The sequence below is a fragment of the Ruminococcus sp. D54t1_190329_F1 genome, from assembly GCF_015551645.1.
In the GTDB taxonomy this organism is placed as follows: Bacteria; Bacillota; Clostridia; order Lachnospirales; family Lachnospiraceae; genus Blautia_A; species Blautia_A faecis.
In genome coordinates, this window is the sequence record NZ_JADNDC010000026.1 from 30699 (window position 1) to 53278 (window position 22580).

A 22580-nucleotide genomic window follows, 5' to 3' on the forward strand; every position below is an offset into this window, starting at 1 on the left:
CTATAGTCTGTGGTATGGAGCTGCGGCACTTTCTGGAAAAGCTGGAAGTGAGCGGCTCCTTTTTTGTATCGTTATGCTTTTTCAAACACGCTCTAAGGCAGAAAGGAAATGTCAGATGAAAGCGAAACATCATACAAATTTTCAGCCGGACAGGGTGTTTTCCTATTTTCTGAAAGAATGGAAAGTGCTTCTGGCAGTGACTATCTCCGGTTTGATTTATAATATCGGCCTTCTGGCAGGTCCCTGGTTTGAGGGGAAAATGACCGGCTGCCTGGTGGATATCCTGAAAGGGGCTGACCAGTTTTCGGATATGCTGGTTCTGGTACTGGGCTATGTGACCGCCATTGCAATTGTCCAGACTGCCAGATATATCAAGCGGTTTTATGTGCGGCGTTTTGCCAACAATGTAAATCGAAGAATGAAAGAAATCCTGTACGCCAGTCTGGTGCGGAAAAGTCGTGCAAGCCTTCGGGAAGAGGGCGAGGGAAGCATTATGACCAAGGCAATCCTGGATGTGGATGACTGCGTAGAGGGAATGCGCAAATTCACTACGGAGATTTTTGATACAGGGGTTGCCCTGGCTGCTTATGCCGGAATGCTTTTGTGGTATGATTTCAGGCTTGCCCTGCTTTGCATGATCTTTCCGCCGATTTCCTATATGACGGCGGAGAAGATGAAAAAGATGATCCAGAGAACTGGTGCTGCATACAAAGAGCAGTCAGGATATTTAAGTACAGCTATTCTGGAACGGGCAGAAAATGCTATTACATACCGTGTTTTTGGATGTGAAGAGGAGCGCCGAAAGGTATATGAAGAGAATCTTACTTCCTACGAAAAGTCAGCCATAAAGGCGAATATCTGGAATTCCATCATGCCTCCGCTGTACCGGATCATCTCCATGGCTGGTGTGCTGTTTATCCTGTATTTTGGGCAGAAAAATGTTCTGGGAACTGGCTGGAGCACATGGAACATTGCATCTTTTACCACTTTCCTGGCATGCTTTGTGAAGCTGTCAGTAAAATCTTCCAGTGCAGCGAAGCTGTTTAATGCGGTGCACAAGGCGCAGGTTTCCTGGAAGCGTATTAAGCCGCTTTTGACAAAGCAGGAAGAAATTCCAAAGAGTGAGAAAAATGTGTCTGGAATTCTGGAAAATGGGAAAGTGGAAAAGATCGAAAATGTGTCTGCTAAACATGCAGAAGAAACATTGTCGCAGAAGGAACTATCTCAGCTAGAGATAGCCCAGTCAGAAATTCGTTACAGGAACGTAAAACAATTGCAGGTCCGTCATCTGAATTTTGCTTATCCGGATGGGAAACAGATTCTGAAGGATATTTCCTTCAAGGCTGAAAAAGGGCAGATAATCGGAATTACCGGACCAGTGGCCTGCGGAAAGTCTACTTTGGGAAAAGTATTTTTGTGCGAGTATCCATATGAAGGTCAGATTCTTGTGGATGGCAAAGAGCTTCAGAATATGCCCCAATCCTGGCAGACGAATATCATAGGCTATCTTGGTCATGATCCGGAGCTGTTTAACGACAGCGTGGAAAACAATGTGCTTATGGGTGAACAGAAAAAGACAGAGGATTTCCTGAAAATGGTTTGCATGGCAGAAGAAGTAAATGAGATGGATGATGGTTTACAGACTCTGGTAGGAAATGGTGGCGTACGTCTTTCGGGCGGACAGGGAAAACGTCTGGCTCTTGCAAGAACTCTTTGCCACAAAAAGCCAGTTCTGGTTCTGGATGATCCTTTTTCGGCTTTGGATAAGAGCACCGAGAGACAGATTTTTGCCAATTTGAAAGCACAGGCGAAAGAGAATATTGTGCTGCTGATTTCCCACCGTCTGTATCTGTTTCCGCAGATGAATCAGATCATCTGGATGGAAGATGGAAAAACAGTGGTGGGTACGCATGAAGAATTACTTGTGAAGGTACCGGAGTATAAGAAATTATTTACTGAGGAAGGAGGTGCAGAGAGTGAAGACAGACAGAAATAAGAACAACGTGAAATCAGAAGAAAATATGATTTTGGAAAAGAGCAGAAGGTCAGATGCAAATGTTTTTCCGGTAGAAAACAAGGGAAAAGGGAAAATTGCAAAAGCGAAAAAAAGACAGGTAAAAGGTGTGATCTGGAAAACAGTTCTGCAGCAGAAATGGCTGTCTATGGGTATTGTCTTTGCTGTAGCAGGCGCAGTGGTAACGGCTCTTATCCCGCCGCTGATCCTGGCAAAAATCGTAGATACAGTCACAACGGGAAAAGCCGTGACATTCTGGGTGATTTTCCTTTATTTTGCAATGCTTGCACTTACCGGATTCATGGAATCTGCCAGGGAAGGTCTGCTTACCGTATTTGGGCAGAAAATCACACATGCACTTAGAAGCAGCCTTATGGAAAAATTCATATGCCTTACTTCTGACAAACTGACAGGGCTGGAACCTGGAACTCTGGCTTCACGCTTTGTTGGTGATGTAGATACTGTGGAAAATCTTTTTACCTCAGGGATCATCAGTATGTTTGCTGACGCCTGCAAGATTATCAGTATTCTGGTGGTGATCTGGTTTGAAAATAAGGGTCTCGCTGTGGTGCTTCTTGTAATACTGCCATTTCTTTTCTGGTTTACCAGACATGTGCAGAAAAACATGCTGGCAGCCCAGATCGAAAACCGTAAGGCTGTGGGAAGAGCCTCTGGACATGTGCCGGAAACCCTTCATAATATCCGTACCATCCATTGCCTTGGCAGGGAAAAATATATGGAAGAGCGTTACGACACTTACATCGGTGAAAGTTACCAGGCAATGGAGAGAACCAATTTTTATGATGCAGTATATTCACCGGTGATCTTGATTTTAAATGCAGTCGTGGTTGCAGCTGTGATGCTGCTTTCAGCATCTGGAAATAAGATGGTGCTCACGTTTTTTGGAATGTCTGCGGGAACTGCAGTGGCTGTGATCAACTATATTTCACAGATTTTTTCGCCGGTGGAAAGTCTTGGAATGGAGATTCAGACCATCCAGTCCGCGGTAGCTGGAATCCATAGGATTAATGAATTCTTTGGGCTGGAGGAGAAAGAAAATGGCGCACAGGAGAATGGAGATACCGAGAAAACCTGGAATAATCCGGCAACAAAAATAGAAGAAAACAGAAATGAAAAGATTAGCCGAAAGGAAGCGATGGCTGATATGGAAGAAAGGCACAGACTGGGAGCTTCTGACAGTAATAGTTTGCCGTTTGTAGAATTCCAGAATGTAACCTTCGGCTATGATGAGCATGTGGTGCTGGAAAATCTGAATTTCAAGGTGATGGATACCGACCAGGTAACTCTTCTTGGACGAACTGGTGCAGGAAAAAGTACTATATTAAAACTCCTTCTTGGGCTTTATGAACCTGATCAGGGACATGTGCTGATCCACGGCATTCTGGCAACCGCTGTGAAAGCAGGAGACAGACGTAAACTTTTCGGTTATGTAGAGCAGACCTTTCACATGGTACCTGGAACGGTGCGCGACCAGATTACATTATATGATGACCGGATCTCGGATCGTCAGGTAAAGGCTGTTGCAGAGCTTACAGGTTTAAAAGAGGCGATTGAGAGTCTGGAAAATGGTTACGATACTTATTGCACCCCGGAGATTTTTTCCCAGGGACAGTGGCAGTTGTTATCCATCGCCAGGGCTGCAGTGGCAGAGCCCCAAATGCTTCTTCTGGATGAAATCACTGCAAACCTGGATGCGGAGACAGAGAAAGCTGTTCTGGCCGCATTGAAACGTGTGGCAAAGGATCGTACCGTTATTTCCATTTCACACAGAACGTCCGCAGAACTGGGAAGGACGATTCAGATTTAATCTGAGATTGTGAAAAGCACTTATAAAATTTTTATAAAGTGCTTTTCACAGTGGACTTTAAATGTTATAATTCTAATTACATTCTTAAATGTCTGATTCGAAGCTTTTTCAATCGCGTTTCGGAATAGCGGACATTTCATAATCACTAATTTTTTATCTTATTTATATTTATCATTTGCCGGAGATCGCCGACAGTATTCACTTAATTTATGCAGACAACGAGCTAGAGCCTGTTTGAAAAATCATTCCCGCAATCTGCACGCCCCACTTTGCGGGAGATTTCACCCGAATTCAGTTGCCGTAGCCCACTACGGCGCCCTCATCCGGGCGAAATCTCCCACAAATTGTGACGCACATCTTGCAGAAAGCCTTTTTCAAACACGCTCTAAAGCCTGTGCTTGCGTCAGACCTTGAAGCGTGTTTTGTCTCATTTTTGTTATTGAAAATAGTTACATGTTTTTATGAAAAAGAGGTGATTATCATCAATCTTACAGGTATGATCTTGAAAATGCGTTACTGTATCCTGGAGCAGGTGGGCGCAGGCGGGGAGGGGCATTTGTACCTTGCCAGGGATATGGAGCTTGGAAATTACTGGGCAGTAAAAGAACTTCCCCTTGAGAAAAAGCGTGAAGCCAGACTGCTGCGGCTTCTGGAACATCCATCCATTCCACGGATGGTAGATTATGTGGAAAATGGAAATCACTGTTATCTGATCATGGAATATATTCGTGGAAAGTCCCTTGGACAGATGTTAAAGGAGGGACATGTTTTTGCAGCGGATGAGCTTCTTTCCTACGGAGACACTGTGCTTGCAGTTCTGGAATATCTTCATGGGCAAAAGCCGCCGGTATATTATGGGGACTTGAAACCGGATAATCTTATGCTTTCAGATTCGGGCAAATTGTATCTGGTGGATTTTGGGAGCGCGGTGTTTGGATTTGGAGAAAATCAGCGGATCTGTATGGGAACAGAAGGCTTTGCAGCTCCAGAACAATATGAGGGAAAAGTAAACAGCTCCAGTGATCTTTATGCTTTGGGAAAAACATTACAGGCGCTGGCAGGAAAAAACTGGTTATCTGTTTTGTGGAAAGTTCCGGGATTTGCTTTGTTTCTCTATAAATGTACCCGGCCTCAGGGGAAAAGACGATTTGATAATGCGGCACAGGCAAGAAAAATGCTTTCTGGTATAGGAAAAAGAAAAGGGCTTGCCAGAAAAAATGCAGCGGTGGTGATTGGAACTACGGGGATTTTGCTGGCTGCAGGTGTATTTCTTGCAGGATCAGAGCAGCAGGCAGCTTTCGAAAGTGCATTGGCAGAAGTAACGAAAGGATATTACGAGATAGAGGAAAATGAGTCTTCTTCGTTGTCAAAGAAATTTGCAGCAGAAGCGGATAAAAAAAGTACAGACAAAGAAGCAGATAAATTTCTTCTTAAAAAATGCGAGCATGCAGAAAGTGCTTTGCAAAAACTGCAAAAAGAATATACGAAAGATGAAGAGCAGAGAAAATTGCTTTTATTATTGGCGGTAAATGCGGAACTTCAGAAAGAGTGGGAACGGGCCGCCGTGTATTATGAGCAGCTGCTTTTGTATGCGCCGGAATTTGCAGAAGGGTATGGGAAATATGGACTGTTCCTTTTGCGAAGAGGTCAGAAGAATTCCAGCAGGAGACTTTATGTTTTATACAGAAGCAGTAAGGCAGATGGGACGGATTGTAAGAGCGTTGAAATCTGGGAAAAACAGATGGAAAGTGAAACAGGTGAGGGAAAATGAAAAGATGGAGAAGCATAAGGAGAAAAATTGCGAAAAATTCAAATCGAAGAGGTATATATTCGCACAGCATCTGGAATAACTTTCGGAAACCTGGAATTTATCTGATGGTGACAGTGATTTTACTTATTACCAAAGTTGGTATACTTTACACTTATGGTGGGGAATTTGGAGGATTTGATATCGATATTGGTGCTGATGAAGGTATATTTGATAATTGGGAGGAGGCTGAAGGAAATCAGGAAACTACGGAGCCAGAGCAGAAAGAAAATGGGGGCAGTAATGGTAATGAGAGTAATAACAACCGCAATAGTGACAGCGCGAATGGCGGTACTAGCAGTAATGACATAGAAAATGACGGTAATAATAACAGTCATAATAGCGGCAGCAGTAACGATAACAACAGCGGGAATAATAACAATAATAATAGCAACGCAGGAGCTGGCTTGTCGAAAACAGAGAACGGTGACAACACAGGTGATGAGGAGGGCTGGGAAAAACCTCAAGCTGCGGGTGCTGAGAGAAGACCAAAAGAAAACAAGAAAGAAATAAAGAAAGAAAACAGTGTCACGGCAGCCTCACCGGCAAACAAAAACGCAGAGAATAAGAAAACGAATATAAATGCAGACAACATTGACAATGGAACTGAGTCTAAAAGCAATACTACAAAAAAGACTCCCCGTGTAGAGAAGAATAGAGCAAAAAGCAAAGAAGAAAAGTCAGAAGATACCGCAGCAGATGAAAATATAAGTGAAAGCAGGATTACTGCCAGAGAAACAAAGAATACTGATCGGAAAAAAGAGAATAGGGCCAAAGCAAAAATTACGGAAAGTTCCAAAAAAGAAAATACCAGTGAGTACTTGAAGCTCACGGGGGCCGGCACGGTTTTTACAGCAGTCGGAATGGCAAAGACATCTCATGGACTTGGATTCTATAACAGAAATGATGAAAATAGAGAAAAAAATGAAAACATAAATAAAAACAATAACATAAATGATAATGAAAATGGCACAATACGTTTTGTACACGAAGAAACAGTCCCTGTAAATGAATATCCTGAAATACAAGTTATAAGAACTACCGGTGAGCAGGATGTTACAATTCTGTCTTTGAACCTAAATGGTGATGAGATTTTCTGGCACCAGAAGGGGGATACCCTTATATTTGACCAGCCGATTACAGCGAAGGAAAATACTGTGAAGGTGATTGCTGTAATAGATGGGAGAAGAATTGTGCATATGCCTATATGGGAGTTTTGAAAGTGTGCATCAATTGTTACTGGTCATGGAGTGAATGGTAACCATTAACTAAGATTTTGCCATCTGGACGTTATAAAGAAATGATGTTATAATTAACACCCATATAGCGAAAGACTTGAAAAATCAATGACAAAAATTACATGACGGTACAGGAGGCAAAACACAGATGTACAAAGCTATTTTATTTGATCTGGACGGAACTCTCACCGATTCCGGGGAGGGAATTACCAAATCCGTACAATATGCTCTGGAGAAGGTAGGAAAACCAGAACCAGATCTTCAGAAGCTGCGCGTTTTTGTGGGACCGCCCCTTTTGGAGCAGTTTCAGGAATATGCGGGAATTGACGAAGAAACGGCAAGAAAGGCAGTTGAGATTTACAGAGAACGATATGCGCCGGTGGGAATTTATGAGAATGAACTGTATCCCGGCATTCCGGAAATGTTATCCGGACTGAAACAAAGAGGATACAAACTTGCCATTGCATCTTCCAAACCAGAGAATTTTGTGAAGCTTGTTGCGGAATATTTCCATATTGATTCTTATTTTGACGAGATGGTTGGAAGTGAGCCTGAGGGTAGACGAACCAATAAGACAGAGGTGATCGAGGAAACTCTGAAGCGGCTGGGACTTTCTGAACACCGTGACCAGGTGATCATGGTGGGTGATAAAGAGCATGATGTATTTGGGGCAAGACGCGCCGGATTGGAATGCATTGCAGTTTCCTATGGGTACGGAACCGAAGAAGAACTGAAAAATGCCCATCCTTTTAAAATTGTGAATTCGGCAGAGGAAATACTGGATTTTTTCGCCTGAGCCCCAGAAGAAAACAGAAAATGCCGGTTTTGGCATGGAAGTGTCTGTATCCGGTGGGAATCCATTTTGTGCTTTCCCAGCTTGTCTCCTATCTGGGACTATATTTTCTAGTGCAGCGGACTGGCGAAGATATGAGTGCATATTACCAGCATGTGCTTATGCTGACTGGTCTGACAGGGATTCTGGCTGCAGTTCCCTGCATATTGTTGTATCGGGGCGATTTTTCAAGAAGAAAAGAAACCGGGATATTATATCCTGCAGCTGATCGTCACCTTCCTGTTCCTGAAATCCTGGGGTTTCTTGTAATTGGCGCATTTCTTGGTCAATATGGAAACATTCTGGTAGGTCTTTTTCAGCAATATTTGAATCCGGAAGCTTATCAGGAAACCCAGTCCCTGATTTCCGAGGGGAAAAGTATCTGGAGCCTGATTTTCTGGATGGGGATTGCAGCACCTTTTGCAGAAGAGGTTATTTTCCGCTGGCTGGTATTTCTTCGTATGAGAGATAATATGCGCGTGATCACAGCTGCACTGTTTTCAGGACTGACATTTGGAATTTACCATATGAATCTGCTCCAGGGAGTGTATGCAACTATTATGGGATTGCTTTTCGCATTGATCCTGGAATGGAGAGGAAATCTGTTTGCCAGTGTATTTCTTCATATGGGGGCAAATATCTGGAGCCTGCTGGTCAGTGATGTGATGCTGTACATGCTGGATCATACAGGAGCCACATCCGTAATTGCACTGAATCTGTTTCTTGTTTTTGCAGGAACTTATGGTATCTGGAGATGCTATAAGAATTACCAGAAACGAGGGTGTACGAGGCTGATATAAAATATAATCGCAAATATATTAAGAAAAATAGAAGACCTTCTTACAAAATCCTGGAAAAACAGGGGAGATTGTGAGAAGGTTTTTTGTTGGCGCATTCCACTTTATAAATATTTAAGAATTTCCCGTCTTGAATTTAAAGTACACATATGCTATCTTAAGTGTATTAAACGTATTAATACACTTAGAAAGGAGGAGGCCTGTCTATGATCGTTTTAGATTATCAGGACAGAAGGCCACTGTACGAGCAGGTGGAGGAGAAATTCCGGAACCTGATCCTGAAGGGAGTACTGGAGCCAGGCTCCAGAATGCCCTCTGTGCGGCAGCTGGCCATGGAATTATCGATCAACCCCAACACCATCCAGCGAGCCTACATGCAGCTTGAACAGGAGGGACTGATCTACCCGGTTAAAGGAACAGGAAATTTTATCGCAGACAGTGAAGAAGTGCGTAAGCTTAGCAAAGCTTCCTATACAAAAGAACTAAAAGCCATGATTCAGAAGGGAAAGGCTATGGGAATGAATGAGGAAGAGCTGATCTATATTATCGGGGAGTGTTACAAGGAGGAGAAGCCATGATAGAAGTCAAAGAATGCAGTAAGGCGTTTGGCACTGTCAAAGCGGTCAATAAAGCAACTCTGGATGTTGGGGTGCGGGAAGTGTTTGGTCTTGTGGGCAGTAACGGCGCCGGGAAAAGCACCCTGCTTCGGATGATGGCTGGAATTATAAGGCCAGATGAAGGGGAAATCCAGATTGACGGTATGCCAGTGTATGAAAATGAAGAAGCAAAGAAACTGTTTTTCTATATCTCAGATGACAGTTATTTTCCGGCAAATTATACAGCAATGGATCTGGTGCGCTTTTACCGGAACTTCTATCCTCAGTTTCGAACCAGGTTTTTTCATGAACTGATGGAACAATTCCATCTGGAAGAAAATCGCAGAATTGCAACTTTTTCCAAAGGTATGAAAAAACAGGTTCTGGTAATCATCGGTGTGTGCGCGGCAACGAAATATCTGTTTTGCGATGAGACCTTTGATGGACTTGATCCGGTAATGCGTCAGGCAGTAAAGAGCCTGTTTGCGTCGGAGATTATGAACCGGGAATTTACTCCTGTGATCGCGTCTCACAATCTGCGCGAACTGGAGGATATCTGCGACCATGTCGGGCTTTTGCATAAAGGGGGGATTCTTCTTTCCAAAGATCTGGAAGACATGAAATTTCACATTCACAAGATACAGTGTGTGCTTAGCGGAAGACAGCAGGAAAAAGAACTGGAAAAGGAACTTCAGGTTTTGAAGGTGCAGCATCAGGGGTCTCTTCTTATGATAACAGCCCGGGGAACCAGAAGTGAGATCATAGAGAAGATCCAGGCCAAAAATCCTCTCTTTATGGAGGTGCTTCCTCTGACCCTGGAGGAAATTTTTATCAGTGAAACGGAGGTGGCAGGCTATGAAATCAAAAATTTATTCTAGCAGATATATGAAGGTGTCATCAAAAGGCATGATGTGGATTCCGGCTTTTGTGACCATCGGATTTCTTCTGGCATTTCCGGTGGCAGAGCTGATCATGCTGGGAAACTGGTTTGGAATGGGATACACCACCAGTGAGATCAATGCACTTTATGCAAATCTGTGGCAGGATGGATTTATGCTCACCGGACTTGCAGTTGCGGCAACTGCAGCATTGTTTAACGGAATCAGCCAGTTCTGGTATCTTTATTCACCGCGGAAAATTGATTTCTATCACAGTCTTCCGGTGAAACGAAGCAGAATGTTCTGGCATAAGACTTTGCAGTCCCTTTTGTATTATTTGCTTCCATATCTGGCAATGGAATTTTTCTCCGTCTGCATCGGGGCAATGAGGGGATTTTTCAGCCTTCATCTTATGAAACTGGCATTTTTGATGATGGTATTTCATTTGCTTTTATATCTGCTTTTGTATTTTTCGGTTGTGTTTGTAATCTGCATTACCGGCCATCTGCTTATGGGAGCTCTTCTGCTTATTGCAGTGGCTGCTTATGGACCGGTGCTTTCTGTTACTCTGCAGTTTTACGAAAAAGTCTTTTATTATACCAGCAGTGTAGGTGTCTATGGCTTTATAAAAGGCTTGAGAGAAATGGCGTCACCAGTCATCCTTGCCTACACCTTTGTGGGAAAATATGCAGAAGGAAATTATGGTGGCATTCTGGGAATTGTGCTTCTGGTGACAATCGCTTTTGGCGTTCTTGGATATTATGCATTTGTAAACAGAAAATCCGAAAGAACCGGTATGGCCTTTGTTTTTCCATGGGTTGGCACAATCATAAGATTTATGATTGTGGTTCCCGGAGGACTTGGAATCGGACTTATTTTCTATATGCTTCCAAGTGACAATTCCAGAATTGTATGGTGGATTTTCGGATTGATTTTTGGAACCCTTTTTTCAGGTGGGATAATGGGAATTATTTATTACAGGGATTTCCGGAAATTTTTCTCCAATAAAATACAGTTTGTGGTAAGCGGGGCCTGTGTAGCATTTGTGGCCTGTATGTTCTTATTTGACCTGACTGGATACGACAACTATATCCCTTCTTATGATAAAATCGAAAATATTGCAGCTGAATTTACGGATGGCGGTGGATGGGAGAATACTTATAGCGTTGAAATAAATGAAGATGGCAAGATTTCCACACAGGATTCCGGATATTATAGGAATGGAGATCTTCTGGGCAATAATCTGGGCATTAGTCCTGATATTTATGCATGTGTGGAGCAGATTGTGAAGGAAAACAAGGTTATATGCCGATCCCTTTCAGAAGATAGTGACAACAGAGCGCTGTGGAACGGCGATATATGGGATTCTTCTAACGATACATCAAGACTTCAGATGCGTTATGACCTGAAATCCGGAAAAACTGTTTATCGCTCTTATATGGTCAGCACAGAGAATCAGAAGAACTTGTATAAAGAGGGATATGCGGAGGGAACCTTAAAGTCTGAGCGCTATTCCATTTTAAAGCTGGATGATAAATATGTGGATGAGGTGCGCTGTGATTTTATTACAGGAGAATCTATTTCCCTTTTCCAGGACAATAAGGCAAAGAGACAGCTGTTGGTGGATGCATTTCGTCAGGATGTAGAGGAGGCGGATCCGGAAGTGCTGACCGGAGAGCCATGTGCAAGCCTGAACATTGAGTATTCCGGAGTACCATCTGCAGAATCAGTTGATGCCATGGTGCCTGGCAGAACCGGAGACTATTATTTTTCCGCATGCTTTTATGTATTCCCGCAGTTCAAAAGGACAGTTGGAATTTTGAAGGAAACAGGGTATCCTGTCTCTATGGAGGATGTGAAGCTGAGCGCTGTGGAAGTGGAATATTATATGAATGAGGAGCACAATGAATATTCTTCTCCTGTAGTTTACGATCAACCGGAACAGCTGGAAGAACTGAAAAAGGTTCTGAGATGTTACCAGATGGTGCCATTCTGGGAAAAAAGGGAAGCTGATAAATGGGCCAGCCTGAAGGTTGTGATTGACGGAGTGGAATCAGAGGCAGCGTGGTCCATAATGGCGAAGGATGTTCCGGAATTTATGAAAGAGGATTCACAGCGGGCATTATCCTTTGAGGTTTTTGAAAAGGAATAAAGAAGGAGAGCTACTATAAAGAATGGGAAAAGCAGTGAGACTGGACAGATTTCTGGCGGATTCAGGAGCAGGTACGAGAACGGAAGTGAAGAAGCTGATCCAGAAAGGAATGGTTCAGGTAAATGGTGAGAAAGCGAAAAAACCGGAACTGAAAATAGATCCGGAGACGGACGTGGTAGAATTTGGCGGAGAGCATATTGGAGCAAGGGCAGAGTTTGTGTACTATCTTTTGCACAAGCCTGCCGGATATGTAAGTGCCACAGAAGATACCAGGGAAAAGACAGTTCTGGAACTGGTGCCAAAGGATGGCAGGCGGAATCTTTTTCCTGTAGGACGTCTGGATAAGGATACGGAAGGCCTGCTTCTTATTACAGATGACGGCCAGCTGGCCCACCAGCTGCTTTCTCCGAAGAAACATGTGGATAAGACGTATTTCGCGGTGACAGAAGGAAAAGTGGTGCCGGAGGATATAGAGAAGATACGGTTAGGTGTGGATATTGGAGATGAGGAGCCGACCTTGCCGGGGAAGTTGGAGATTCTCAGAACATGGGAAGAGAATGTTGACCGTAAAAATATCGAAGGTGAATCAGGAGCAGTGATAGCCAATTCAAATGCTGCAGGACATAAGGCAGATCCGGAGGGCAGCATCTGGTGTTCTGAAATTCTTCTGACAATCCACGAGGGTCGTTTTCATCAGGTGAAGCGAATGATGGAAGCTGTTGGAAAGAAAGTAATTTATCTGAAACGGATTTCTATGGGGTCGCTGACTTTGCCAGATGACCTGCTGAAAGGCCAGGCCAGGGAACTGACGCCTGATGAACTGTCGGCTCTGAAATGCTAAAACTCCTAAAAGGATATGTCTGTTTACGCAGATATTGTTGAATATGAAAGTCAGCTGCTTTGCAGCTGCCGACCGTATTCGTAATTCGGGCTATCGTCCTACTTACTCATACGGTATAGTCCGCCCGATATCCATGAATTCGCTCATGCAAGCCCGGCTCATTCATGGCTGTCGTCTGGGACTTTCACTGTAAAATAGCGGAAAAATTAGCGGAAAAATTTGCAAAAACCCTCTTTACACGGAGGGTTTTGTCATGTTATAATGCAAAAGTTGTAAACCATCAAACACGCATGGAGATTCCCAGGATGGTGCCCTGCGGTGTGAGGCTGGGTCCGAGAGGAAAAGGATCCATGCGGAAGAATTTAACCAAAAGGAGAAAAAGACATGAGCGTTATTTCAATGAAACAGCTTTTAGAGGCAGGTGTTCATTTCGGACATCAGACAAGAAGATGGAACCCTAAAATGGCTCCATACATCTACACAGAGAGAAATGGTATCTACATCATCGACTTACAGCAGTCTGTAGGAATGGTTGACGATGCTTATAATGCAATCGCTGATATCGTAGCTAACGGCGGAAATATCCTTTTCGTTGGTACTAAGAAACAGGCTCAGGACGCTATCAAGACAGAGGCTGAGCGTTGCGGACAGTTCTATGTAAATGAGAGATGGTTAGGCGGTATGCTTACCAACTTCAAGACTATCCAGAGCCGTATTGCGAAACTGAAAGAGATCGAGACCATGGAGTCTGATGGAACATTCGATGTTCTGCCTAAGAAAGAAGTTATCGCTTTAAGAAAAGAATTAGATAAACTTCAGAAGAACCTTGGCGGTATCAAAGAAATGAAGAGACTTCCAGATGCTATCTTCGTAGTAGATCCTAAGAAGGAAAAAATCTGCATTCAGGAAGCTCATACACTGGGAATTCCGCTTATCGGAATCTGCGATACTAACTGTGACCCAGAAGAACTGGATTACGTAATCCCGGGTAACGATGACGCTATCCGTGCTGTAAAACTGATCGTTTCCAAGATGGCTGACGCAGTTATCGAAGCAAACCAGGGACAGACAGACGCTGAGGGAGAAATCCAGGCTGAGTCTGAAGAGTTCGCTACAGAGGAATAATTTGTGAAAATTCTGGACGTCAGCTGTGAATGAGCTATGCCTGCATAGGCATATCCACAGCTGACGGACAGGTCCTTACAACACACTATCAATCAGGAGGAAATGAAAATGGCTATTACAGCAGCACAGGTAAAAGAGTTAAGAGAGATGACCGGCGCTGGTATGATGGACTGTAAGAAAGCTCTTACAGCTACAGAAGGCGATATGGATAAAGCAGTAGAGTTCCTTCGCGAGAAAGGTCTTGCTACCGCTCAGAAGAAAGCAAACCGTGTTGCAGCAGAGGGTCTTTGCAAGACACTTGTTGCTGACGATGCTAAGAACGCAGTTGTTGTTGAGGTTAACTCCGAGACAGACTTCGTTGCTAAGAACGAGAAATTCCAGCAGTATGTTGCAGATGTTGCAGCTCAGGCTCTGACAACTACAGCAGCTGATATCGATGCTTTCCTTGCAGAGGCATGGGCACTTGATACCACTAAGACTGTTAAAGAAGCTCTTGCAGCTCAGATCGCAGTTATCGGTGAGAACATGAACATCCGTAGATTCGCTCAGATGAAAGAGGAGAACGGTTTCGTTGCTTCCTACACACATATGGGCGGAAAGATCGGCGTTCTTGTTGACGTTGAGACAGATGTTGTAAACGACGCTGTTAAAGAGATGGCTAAGAACGTTGCAATGCAGGTTGCAGCTCTGAAACCTCTTTACACAAGCGACAGCGAAGTAAGTGCTGAGTATATCGAGCATGAGAAAGAAATCCTTATGGCTCAGATCCAGAACGATCCTAAGGAATCCCAGAAACCGGAGAAGGTTATTCAGGGAATGATCACAGGACGTATCAAGAAAGAGCTTAAAGAGATCTGCCTTCTTGACCAGATTTACGTAAAAGCAGAAGACGGAAAACAGTCCGTTGGAAACTACGTAGCACAGGTTGCTAAAGAAAACGGCGCTAAGATCACAATCAAAGGCTTCGTTCGTTACGAGACCGGAGACGGAATCGAGAAGAAAGAAGAGAACTTTGCTGAGGAAGTTGCAAAGCAGATGGGTAAATAATCCATTAACTTAAGTTTTCTTTCTATTATTTTAATAAGTCTGAATTTAAGTATTTAAAGGCCCTGAAAGCCTTATAAACACTACGTTTCACAGTGATTATAAGGTTTTCGGGGCTTTTTTCTATATTTTTCTAAAAAAGTCCTAAATACCGCCAAGCATCGCTGGAAATCACCAAGAATCTCCAAAAATTGAGTATTGAGTAAGGAAAAACTGAGTAAAAGCAAAGGCTTGCAATCTTCAGCGAAGTTACTCAAATTATCAGCGGTTTCATCAGATCGCCATAATTTTCAAAAATCAAATTATAAACTTAAAAACTAATTGCATAAGGAGGAAATCAATATGGCAAGTACAGCGATAGGCGCAGCTGGCGAGGATGCTCGCACAATAACTTTTATGAGCAAAGAACATAAGGAATTCTATTTGGAATATCTGCCTAAATGCAGATGGAAAGACGTATATCATGAAGCATTGGTATATTGTCTTGGAATTGACAGAGATACACGAAAACACGTTAACAAAATTTATGATTTTAAAAATGGCAGTGTGAAGCCAGAATGTCTGCAGGAAGGTGGAGGAAAGACCACTACCACTATCAATCTTGGAGTAGTGTTCCGATTACTTAGCCAATTATGTTGTAACATCGGAATGATTAAAACGCATTGCCATGAAAAGAAAATGGTTTTATTATAATGATATAGATTTTATGTGTGAAAATAATTCTATATTTTTTATTAACTCCATCGTAACTCCATATATCTAATGTATAATTACAGGAAATATTAAAAAGAAATTGTGGGGAGTGATTTTATGTATCGAATATTGGTTGTTGAAGATGAGGATGACATTCAGAAAATATTAGAAAACTATTTGATAGATCAAGGATATGCAGTTACACTGGCGTATGATGGTGTGGATGGGATTGCAAAATTTCACAATGGCGAGTTTGATCTTGTGCTGTTGGATGTTATGATGCCAAAGATAGACGGTTTTGGAGTATGTGAATTAATCCGTAGAGAATCGAATGTACCAATTATCATGCTTACGGCATTAGATGAAGAAGCGTATCAGATCAAAGGCTTTGATATGAATGCAGATGATTATGTCACCAAGCCGTTTTCTATACCCATTTTATTGAGAAAAATTGCAGCAATCTTGAGAAGGACACAAAGAGAAGATGAATTGCAGGTGATTTCTTATAAAACGTTAAGCGTGGATGTGAAGGGGCATCATGTTTATATTAGTAAAGCAGAAAAGGGAGAACAGATAGAGGTTGAATTAACACAGAAAGAATTTGAAATGCTATATGTTCTGCTGATTAACAAAGGAATCGTTTTGACACGCCAGAAACTTCTAAATATGGTATGGGGAGAAGATTATTATGGGGAAGAGCGAATTGTGGATACACATATTAAGAATATCCGCAAAAAGCTGGGAGTAAATCTGATTAGTACAATAAGAGGGGTGGGATACCGGATTGATAAAGAGAATTAAAAACAGTCTGACCATAAAAATTTGCACACTGATTGCTGTCTTACTGGCAGTATCCAGTGGAATTACATATGCGGTAATTGTAGGATTCCTTCCAACCTATTATAGTAAACAGCTACAGAAGGATATTGATTCGGTTTCACAGGAAATGATTGAAACCATTCATTCTTATGAAACGATTAATGAAGCTTCTTATGCCATTGAATTGTTTGAAGCAGGTTCGAAAGTTTCAGTCGTGATTTTGGATGAACAGGGAAATAGGATATGGCCGGCTGAGAGTACAGCCGTGACAGAAGATGTATTGGATAATGGTGTGGTAGAGCAGGGTTATATGGGTGATATGATATTGACACACGAAAATAGCGCAGAGCAAACCACTATCGTACAGGAAGAAAATGCGGCCTATGAAGAGGGAGTAATCGGCCAGGCGGACGTCGTAACAGAGGATGTCGTCCAACAGGCTGATGGAATTGCAGAAGTCGGAGATAATTCAGCAGTGAAACGGTACAGCGTTACAGTGGGTGGAGAAACATATACAATGATTGTTTCTGGGGGAATGCAGCCAGTCAATCAGGCTCTTGAAATATTATATCAGATACTGCCGTATATCCTTGGAATCGCTATTGTAGTTTCCATATTGTTTGCACTGGGGGCATCCCTTTATTTGACATTTCCGATCGTTAGGTTAAGTCAACTGGCTCAAAATATGGCTGCGCTTGATTTTGACAGTTCCTATCAGGGGAAAAGAACAGATGAAGTAGGAGTATTAGGGGAAAGCTTGAATGAGCTTTCCAAAAACCTCTCACGAGCATTGGAAGAACTGAAGAGTGCAAATGAAAAGCTTAAGTCAGATATCGAAATGGAACGCAAGATAGAGAAAAAGAGAATTGCATTTTTTTCAGCAGTGTCCCATGAACTGAAAACACCGATTACAATATTGAAAGGGCACTTGTCCGGAATGCTGCAGGGAGTAGGGGAATACAGGGACAGAAATTACTATTTGCAGCGGTCACTGGAAACCACAGAAAAAATGGAAGACATGGTAAAGGAACTTCTGACTGTTTCACGGATCGAGAATAACAAATTTATTACACAAAAGACCGATATAGCAGAACAGCTCCGCTTGCAGATTGCTGATATGGCTGAACTGATAGAAAATAAAAAACTGGAACTGCAAGTGGAGATCCCAGAACATTTGTATGCAGATGTGAATCCGGTGATGATGGACAAAGTTTTTTCTAACCTTCTGCTTAATGCCATCCGTTATACGCCGGAAGAAAAAGGAAATCATATCAGAGTTTTGCTGAAACCGGGAACAGATACCGAGACGGTATATTGCCAGATTGAAAATACCGGGGTGTTTATTCCGGAAGAAGCATTAGTCCATTTGTTTGAAGCATTTTATCGTATGGAACAGTCCCGTAACCGCCAGACCGGTGGAAGCGGATTGGGTCTTTATATTGTAAAAATGATCTTGGACCAGCATGGAGCAAGCTATCGTATGGGTAATACATGTGATGGGGTTTGTTTTTCCTTTTCTCTATAAATCACACACGAATCACATATAAACTCCAATTACATTACAAAATTCAATGGTATGGTATGGACATAATAAAAAATGTAAAGGAGTTGGATGTACAATGAAAAGAAAAATTGCAGCTTTATTAATGGGAACTACCTTATCTGTGGCAGTATGCGGCTACAGTGTGCAGGCAATGACTTACGGATATGATATGGGAGGAAAGGTATTTATCTCCGAAGATTCTTCATCTTCCAATCTGACAGAGGAAGAAAAGGAAAAATTATCCGACTGGCATAAGGAAGAAATGCGTAATGAACTTGCTTATCTTGAATGCTACGGTGTTACTTATGATGCAGACAGTGATACACTGTATTATCAGGGGAAAACCGTAAGATGGCTGATTGACCGACAGCTTGAGGATACTTATAAGTCGATCCAGATGCCGGAAGGTGAAATTGATGTCTATACGGTAAGGGAAGACGATTACAGATTAACGGGCGTTCGGATTGCTACACAGGAAGAATATGACCAGCGGACAAAGGAAATGGAAGCAGCGGCTGGAAAAGAATCATCTTATGTACAAGAAGCTGTGGATACAGAAACGGGAAGTAGTATTCATATGTTTGCTTACGATGAGGAAACAGTAACGGAAGCCAATGATGGGTCAGCGACGGAAACAGCAGTAGTGACAGAAGATGTGGTGTCAAATTATGCGGAACAGAAGGATACAGTTGAAAATGCAGTGGAAACAGCAGAGGGTACCTGTGTAGTAGGAGATAATCTTAATTCAGAAATAAAGATTCAGGAATATAAGCAGAATGGCATAGACCTCGATTCTGCGACAGGTAGCTGGATGTGGCATGGAAAAGAAGTTCATTTACTAATGGACGAGGATGGAAGTTTTTACCAGAATGGAAGCAAGGAGGCAAAAGATAATAAGATATATCTGATAGTGAAACGGGAAGATGATGGCAGGATTAAAACTGTGAGACAGATTACAATGGAAGAAGTTATGGCACGTATAGCGCATTTGAATTAGAAATTAGATATAAACGTTTGCGAGGTGAAGCATATTGGGAAAATGTTGATTTTGACATTTGAGGATTATGAAGAGAACATGATTGACTGGATTGTGTCATGTTTAGGCATAGGTGTAAAGTCTTTTCAGATTCAGAATACTAAAACGGAAAAATTAAAATTTCGAGATCTAAGAATAGATTTTAGTTGTCGTAAGGTTATAAAAAATAATAGACAAGAATGCACCACAGCTGCGGCTGTGGTGCGAGTTTTAGGCGGAAAATTTCTGGAAGTTCATACATAATTTTCAAAAATTCTAGAATAAGAATTTACACCGACTCATAATTATGATACAATTATAGCACAAGAAAGAGAGGTGTTCATTATGCCAACAATTATGCCGATTAGAGATTTAAGAAAAACCAGTGAAATATCGGAACTGGCACATAAAAAGCAGGAACCAATATTTATTACGAAAAATGGATATAGTGACTTAGTTGTAATGAGTTCAGAGCTGTATGAACGTTTTGCCCAGACAAACAAGATCGATCAGGCAATTTATGAAGCAGAACAGGAAGTCACAGAAGGAGCAGAGCCGATTTCATTAGAAAGTGCAATGGAACAGCTCAACAAGAAATATTATGGATAAATATGAGGTAATGCTGTATCCAAGAGCGTACCGGGATATTCATGATATTTATGCTTATATTGCACTTGAAAGATTGTCACCTGAAACTGCAAAAGAACAGACGGATCGGATTTGGCAGGCAATAAAAAAGCTGGAACTGTTTCCAAAATCGCACCAGGACCGTCTGGTAGGCCGCTATGCCGGAAAAGAATATAAACAGCTGATCATTGACAATTATATTGCTATTTTTAAAGTTGATGAAAACAAGAAAAAAGTATTTGTATTGACAGTGCAATATCAGGGAAGGCAGATGTAAACGAAAGGGTTGAACTGCTGTACAAAATAACATTTAAGAATGATAGTCAGATATAAAAAGGACACAGACAGTCAAGTTTCGATTGCCTGTGTCTTGTTTTGTAAAAATAAAAAATTTTTGAAAGCAAATTCCCATATTTTAAGTCTAATAGTTATAAAAACAAAAAGGGGGAATAAAATGGAGGCTTTGGTAACAGCTGCTAAAAATGGAGATAAAGAAGCGTTCGTTCAGCTGATCCGGATAAATAAGCAGAGCATGTATAAAGCTGCCTGGGTTTATCTTCGGAACGAACAGGACATTGCAGATGCACTGCAAAATACGATCCTGTCCTGTTATGAAAAGATACAGGGATTAAGGGAAGTGAAATATTTTAAAACCTGGCTGATGCGGATTCTGATAAATGAATGCAAAGACATTCTCCGTCAAAAGAACCATGACGCGGAACTGGATAATTTCTCAGAAGGTGTACAGTGTGAAGATCTGGATCTCTGCGAATGGAAACAATTGCTTTTATGTCTGGATGAAGAAAGCCGGAAAATCGTGGAACTCTATTATTTTGATGAATTTTCCGTAAAGGAAATTGGTAATCTTCTTGAAATGAACAACAACACCGTATCAACCAAACTTTCCCGGGCAAGAGCAAAATTAAAAAAGGTGATCAGGAGGTGAAGACTATGGATGAAAAAGAAATCAGAAAAATTTTAAAAGAAGAAACTGTGATACCGGACAATATTGATAAAGCTATGGAAGATGTTCTGAAGGGAATTTTGGATTCTCCAGATGAGAGAATGAGCAGCACGAAGAATCTAATTGTAAAATCAGATAAAGGAAGATCAAAAAATTCAGGGAATAAGAAAAAAATAATCCGGATTCTTCTTCCTGTGGCTGCTGTATTAGGCGTCAGCACCGGCGTACTTGCAACAAAACTTGGATGGCTTCACAAAGAACTGGAGCAGCAGGGGGTTACAGAACAGGAAGCTGTTCAAATGGTTGTCACAGAACCTGATTCAACTGCAGAAAATGTGGAAGATGTGACTTCTTATCATATAACGCCAAAGGAGAGGGATTGGAACCAGTCTATGCTGTCTGTTACAGAAGCGTATTTTGATGGCAGCGGTTTCAGCTTTCTTGGAGATCCTTCCGGGGCGGTGGAGAATTATACGCTCAGCTGCCGTGACCATGCGACAGTGAATGGAGAAGATGCACTTGCAACTTTGAATAAGATAGACGGGGAAGATCTCTATTATGGACATATTACCCTGTATGATGATGCTTTGACAGAGAAAATATTAAATGAAGATTCCCAGGTAGAGGTTTCCATGACCATTCAGGCATATCCGGATTATAACGGCAGGATCTATTACACCTGGAAAGATGATGAAGCTTTCAGAAAGATTTTTAAAACTGGTTCTTTTACAGATTCAGAAGGAATGCTGGCTTATGCACTGCCTGCGGAGGATGCTTACAGAGGATATACGCCGCAGACCCTTACAGTAACCCTTCCGTTAAATGATGAAGTACGGGATATTATAGAAAAATACAGAAAAGAAGGAAAGATGCAGGCGGAAGATACTGGTGTAGAACCCATTTCGGATTCTACGGAAGAGAGTACACAGGAAACAACAGACTCAGAAAATCCTTCAGATGCTACGGGAGCGAATGAGAAATATGATCCGGAAACAGCAGTATGTAAGAAAATCAATCAGCAACATGACGGAGGGATATGATTATTACGATACAGAGATTCTGTTGAATGGGATCCCGGTGGGCGGGCTTTCTCAGCATGGTTATCTGGAAACTGCAGGCTTTGGCCCTGCGCCTGAAGACTGTTATTTCAACATACCGATTCCGCTTCAGTTGAAAGTGGAAGAAACAGTTACTATGCTTCCAATGGAAGAAATTATGAAGTCAGTGGAACAATATGTAAAAGAAGGCCAAATTGGTCTCTTCACGGAACAGGACACTGCGGAGGAAACAGAATCCACCACGATTCCAGTTACAAAAATATGTTTGGAATACTATATTGATGAAACCGCAGACGGAATCACATACAGACCTGTCTGGAGCTTTCGCTGCCCTTACCAGTGGAAAGATTCCCCGGACGAACAGGAACTGTTTTACATAGACGGGGAAACGGGGGCACTGATTCGTGATGCGTTTGGCTGGTAGGCATGAAAAAAAGAGCCGGATCCATTCCGAATTAGAATAAGTTCAGAACCCCCAGTTTATTCAGTAAGTTGCGTCAAATTTGCGTAAGCTTTATGGGCAGAACCGCGCAAATCCATATAAATAAAGCCTGTTCACAAATACTTCGCAAAGCAGATGGGTAAATAATCCATTAACTTAAGTTTTCTTTCTATTATTTTAATAAGTCTGAATTTAAGTATTTAAAGGCCCTGAAAGCCTTATAAACACTACGTTTCACAGTGATTATAAGGTTTTCGGGGCTTTTTT

General features: G+C 42.1%; 22 protein-coding genes and 2 pseudogenes. 23 read left to right on the forward strand and 1 reads right to left on the reverse strand.

The features are described 5' to 3' along the window. Positions 1 to 115: 115 nt before the first annotated feature. Positions 116 to 1996 (forward strand): ABC transporter ATP-binding protein, encoded by a 1881-nt coding sequence (locus tag I2D69_RS12850; RefSeq protein WP_195379999.1) that lies wholly within the window; start codon positions 116 to 118, stop codon positions 1994 to 1996. Then, on the forward strand, positions 1977 to 3842 hold the full coding sequence (locus tag I2D69_RS12855) for an ABC transporter ATP-binding protein (protein WP_331464873.1): 1866 nt from the start codon (positions 1977 to 1979) through the stop codon (positions 3840 to 3842). The genes I2D69_RS12850 and I2D69_RS12855 overlap by 20 nt, the downstream gene beginning before the upstream one ends. Positions 3843 to 4049: 207 nt before the next feature. Here I2D69_RS12855 and I2D69_RS21125 read toward each other — a convergent pair. Continuing rightward, a pseudogene (locus I2D69_RS21125) lies at positions 4050 to 4187 on the reverse strand (DUF6783 domain-containing protein). Between I2D69_RS21125 and I2D69_RS21130 the strand changes: the two are divergent. From I2D69_RS21130 to I2D69_RS20205, 21 genes and pseudogenes are all read left to right on the forward strand, one after another. Beyond that, positions 4137 to 4256 (forward strand): annotated as a pseudogene (locus I2D69_RS21130) (DUF6783 domain-containing protein); the annotation flags it as partial. The pseudogenes I2D69_RS21125 and I2D69_RS21130 overlap by 51 nt on opposite strands. Before the next feature lie 58 nt (positions 4257 to 4314). After that, positions 4315 to 5613, forward strand: a complete 1299-nt coding sequence (locus I2D69_RS12860) for a serine/threonine-protein kinase (protein ID WP_195380000.1) — start codon at positions 4315 to 4317, stop codon at positions 5611 to 5613. Next, on the forward strand, positions 5610 to 6869 hold the full coding sequence (locus tag I2D69_RS12865; RefSeq protein ID WP_195380001.1) for a hypothetical protein: 1260 nt from the start codon (positions 5610 to 5612) through the stop codon (positions 6867 to 6869). Before I2D69_RS12860 ends, I2D69_RS12865 begins: the two co-directional genes overlap by 4 nt. Positions 6870 to 7035: 166 nt before the next feature. Next, entirely contained in the window at positions 7036 to 7683 is a 648-nt protein-coding gene (locus I2D69_RS12870) for an HAD-IA family hydrolase (RefSeq protein ID WP_195380002.1), read from the forward strand. Positions 7684 to 7703: 20 nt separating this feature from the next. Next, entirely contained in the window at positions 7704 to 8519 is an 816-nt protein-coding gene (locus I2D69_RS12875) for a CPBP family intramembrane glutamic endopeptidase (protein WP_195380003.1), read from the forward strand. 203 nt (positions 8520 to 8722) lie between these two features. Next, complete coding sequence (locus I2D69_RS12880) at positions 8723 to 9094, forward strand: GntR family transcriptional regulator (protein WP_118579456.1); 372 nt, start codon at positions 8723 to 8725, stop codon at positions 9092 to 9094. Next, positions 9091 to 9990 (forward strand): ABC transporter ATP-binding protein, encoded by a 900-nt coding sequence (locus I2D69_RS12885; protein WP_173715908.1) that lies wholly within the window; start codon positions 9091 to 9093, stop codon positions 9988 to 9990. Before I2D69_RS12880 ends, I2D69_RS12885 begins: the two co-directional genes overlap by 4 nt. Next, complete coding sequence (locus I2D69_RS12890; protein WP_195380004.1) at positions 9968 to 12142, forward strand: DUF6449 domain-containing protein; 2175 nt, start codon at positions 9968 to 9970, stop codon at positions 12140 to 12142. Before I2D69_RS12885 ends, I2D69_RS12890 begins: the two co-directional genes overlap by 23 nt. Positions 12143 to 12164: 22 nt before the next feature. After that, positions 12165 to 12983 carry a pseudouridine synthase gene (locus I2D69_RS12895; protein WP_195380005.1) on the forward strand — a complete coding sequence of 273 codons (819 nt, stop codon included), beginning with the start codon at positions 12165 to 12167 and terminating at the stop codon, positions 12981 to 12983. A 384-nt stretch (positions 12984 to 13367) separates the two neighbouring features. Further along, on the forward strand, positions 13368 to 14108 hold the full coding sequence (gene rpsB, locus I2D69_RS12900) for a 30S ribosomal protein S2 (RefSeq protein WP_118579468.1): 741 nt from the start codon (positions 13368 to 13370) through the stop codon (positions 14106 to 14108). A gap of 108 nt (positions 14109 to 14216) precedes the next feature. Continuing rightward, positions 14217 to 15155 carry a translation elongation factor Ts gene (gene tsf, locus I2D69_RS12905; protein WP_148461897.1) on the forward strand — a complete coding sequence of 313 codons (939 nt, stop codon included), beginning with the start codon at positions 14217 to 14219 and terminating at the stop codon, positions 15153 to 15155. Positions 15156 to 15494: 339 nt separating this feature from the next. Next, the gene (locus I2D69_RS12910; RefSeq protein WP_118579471.1) at positions 15495 to 15845 is read left to right on the forward strand and encodes a DUF6075 family protein; all 351 of its coding nucleotides are present in this window, start codon (positions 15495 to 15497) and stop codon (positions 15843 to 15845) included. Positions 15846 to 15962: 117 nt separating this feature from the next. Continuing rightward, entirely contained in the window at positions 15963 to 16646 is a 684-nt protein-coding gene (locus I2D69_RS12915) for a response regulator transcription factor (protein WP_195380006.1), read from the forward strand. Beyond that, positions 16630 to 18189 carry a HAMP domain-containing sensor histidine kinase gene (locus tag I2D69_RS12920; protein WP_195380007.1) on the forward strand — a complete coding sequence of 520 codons (1560 nt, stop codon included), beginning with the start codon at positions 16630 to 16632 and terminating at the stop codon, positions 18187 to 18189. The genes I2D69_RS12915 and I2D69_RS12920 overlap by 17 nt, the downstream gene beginning before the upstream one ends. Before the next feature lie 94 nt (positions 18190 to 18283). Beyond that, complete coding sequence (locus I2D69_RS12925) at positions 18284 to 19204, forward strand: hypothetical protein (protein ID WP_195380008.1); 921 nt, start codon at positions 18284 to 18286, stop codon at positions 19202 to 19204. Positions 19205 to 19255: 51 nt separating this feature from the next. Beyond that, positions 19256 to 19486, forward strand: a complete 231-nt coding sequence (locus I2D69_RS12930) for a hypothetical protein (RefSeq protein ID WP_195380009.1) — start codon at positions 19256 to 19258, stop codon at positions 19484 to 19486. An 81-nt stretch (positions 19487 to 19567) separates the two neighbouring features. Beyond that, complete coding sequence (locus I2D69_RS12935) at positions 19568 to 19831, forward strand: type II toxin-antitoxin system prevent-host-death family antitoxin (protein WP_118579486.1); 264 nt, start codon at positions 19568 to 19570, stop codon at positions 19829 to 19831. Continuing rightward, positions 19824 to 20126: a type II toxin-antitoxin system RelE/ParE family toxin gene (locus I2D69_RS12940; protein WP_118579489.1), complete on the forward strand. Its 303-nt coding sequence runs from the start codon at positions 19824 to 19826 to the stop codon at positions 20124 to 20126. Before I2D69_RS12935 ends, I2D69_RS12940 begins: the two co-directional genes overlap by 8 nt. Before the next feature lie 177 nt (positions 20127 to 20303). Beyond that, positions 20304 to 20795 (forward strand): sigma-70 family RNA polymerase sigma factor, encoded by a 492-nt coding sequence (locus I2D69_RS12945; RefSeq protein ID WP_173772047.1) that lies wholly within the window; start codon positions 20304 to 20306, stop codon positions 20793 to 20795. 5 nt (positions 20796 to 20800) lie between these two features. Further along, positions 20801 to 21853 (forward strand): hypothetical protein, encoded by a 1053-nt coding sequence (locus I2D69_RS20200; protein ID WP_227199046.1) that lies wholly within the window; start codon positions 20801 to 20803, stop codon positions 21851 to 21853. Then, positions 21795 to 22295, forward strand: a complete 501-nt coding sequence (locus tag I2D69_RS20205) for a hypothetical protein (protein WP_227199047.1) — start codon at positions 21795 to 21797, stop codon at positions 22293 to 22295. Before I2D69_RS20200 ends, I2D69_RS20205 begins: the two co-directional genes overlap by 59 nt. The last annotated feature ends 285 nt before the right edge of the window (positions 22296 to 22580 follow it).

Bases quoted from the DNA above. Each gene is read 5' to 3' on its own strand.
- I2D69_RS20200 (WP_227199046.1), top strand. From the start codon at position 20,801: ATGGATGAAAAAGAAATCAGAAAAATTTTAAAAGAAGAAACTGTGATA.
- I2D69_RS12880 (WP_118579456.1), top strand. From the start codon at position 8,723: ATGATCGTTTTAGATTATCAGGACAGAAGGCCACTGTACGAGCAGGTG.
- I2D69_RS12895 (WP_195380005.1), top strand. From the start codon at position 12,165: ATGGGAAAAGCAGTGAGACTGGACAGATTTCTGGCGGATTCAGGAGCA.
- tsf (WP_148461897.1), top strand. From the start codon at position 14,217: ATGGCTATTACAGCAGCACAGGTAAAAGAGTTAAGAGAGATGACCGGC.
- I2D69_RS20205 (WP_227199047.1), top strand. From the start codon at position 21,795: ATGATCCGGAAACAGCAGTATGTAAGAAAATCAATCAGCAACATGACG.
- I2D69_RS12870 (WP_195380002.1), top strand. From the start codon at position 7,036: ATGTACAAAGCTATTTTATTTGATCTGGACGGAACTCTCACCGATTCC.
- I2D69_RS12915 (WP_195380006.1), top strand. From the start codon at position 15,963: ATGTATCGAATATTGGTTGTTGAAGATGAGGATGACATTCAGAAAATA.
- I2D69_RS12945 (WP_173772047.1), top strand. From the start codon at position 20,304: ATGGAGGCTTTGGTAACAGCTGCTAAAAATGGAGATAAAGAAGCGTTC.
- I2D69_RS12910 (WP_118579471.1), top strand. From the start codon at position 15,495: ATGGCAAGTACAGCGATAGGCGCAGCTGGCGAGGATGCTCGCACAATA.
- I2D69_RS12850 (WP_195379999.1), top strand. From the start codon at position 116: ATGAAAGCGAAACATCATACAAATTTTCAGCCGGACAGGGTGTTTTCC.
- rpsB (WP_118579468.1), top strand. From the start codon at position 13,368: ATGAGCGTTATTTCAATGAAACAGCTTTTAGAGGCAGGTGTTCATTTC.
- I2D69_RS12875 (WP_195380003.1), top strand. From the start codon at position 7,704: ATGCCGGTTTTGGCATGGAAGTGTCTGTATCCGGTGGGAATCCATTTT.
- I2D69_RS12890 (WP_195380004.1), top strand. From the start codon at position 9,968: ATGAAATCAAAAATTTATTCTAGCAGATATATGAAGGTGTCATCAAAA.
- I2D69_RS12865 (WP_195380001.1), top strand. From the start codon at position 5,610: ATGAAAAGATGGAGAAGCATAAGGAGAAAAATTGCGAAAAATTCAAAT.
- I2D69_RS12925 (WP_195380008.1), top strand. From the start codon at position 18,284: ATGAAAAGAAAAATTGCAGCTTTATTAATGGGAACTACCTTATCTGTG.
- I2D69_RS12885 (WP_173715908.1), top strand. From the start codon at position 9,091: ATGATAGAAGTCAAAGAATGCAGTAAGGCGTTTGGCACTGTCAAAGCG.
- I2D69_RS12940 (WP_118579489.1), top strand. From the start codon at position 19,824: ATGGATAAATATGAGGTAATGCTGTATCCAAGAGCGTACCGGGATATT.
- I2D69_RS12935 (WP_118579486.1), top strand. From the start codon at position 19,568: ATGCCAACAATTATGCCGATTAGAGATTTAAGAAAAACCAGTGAAATA.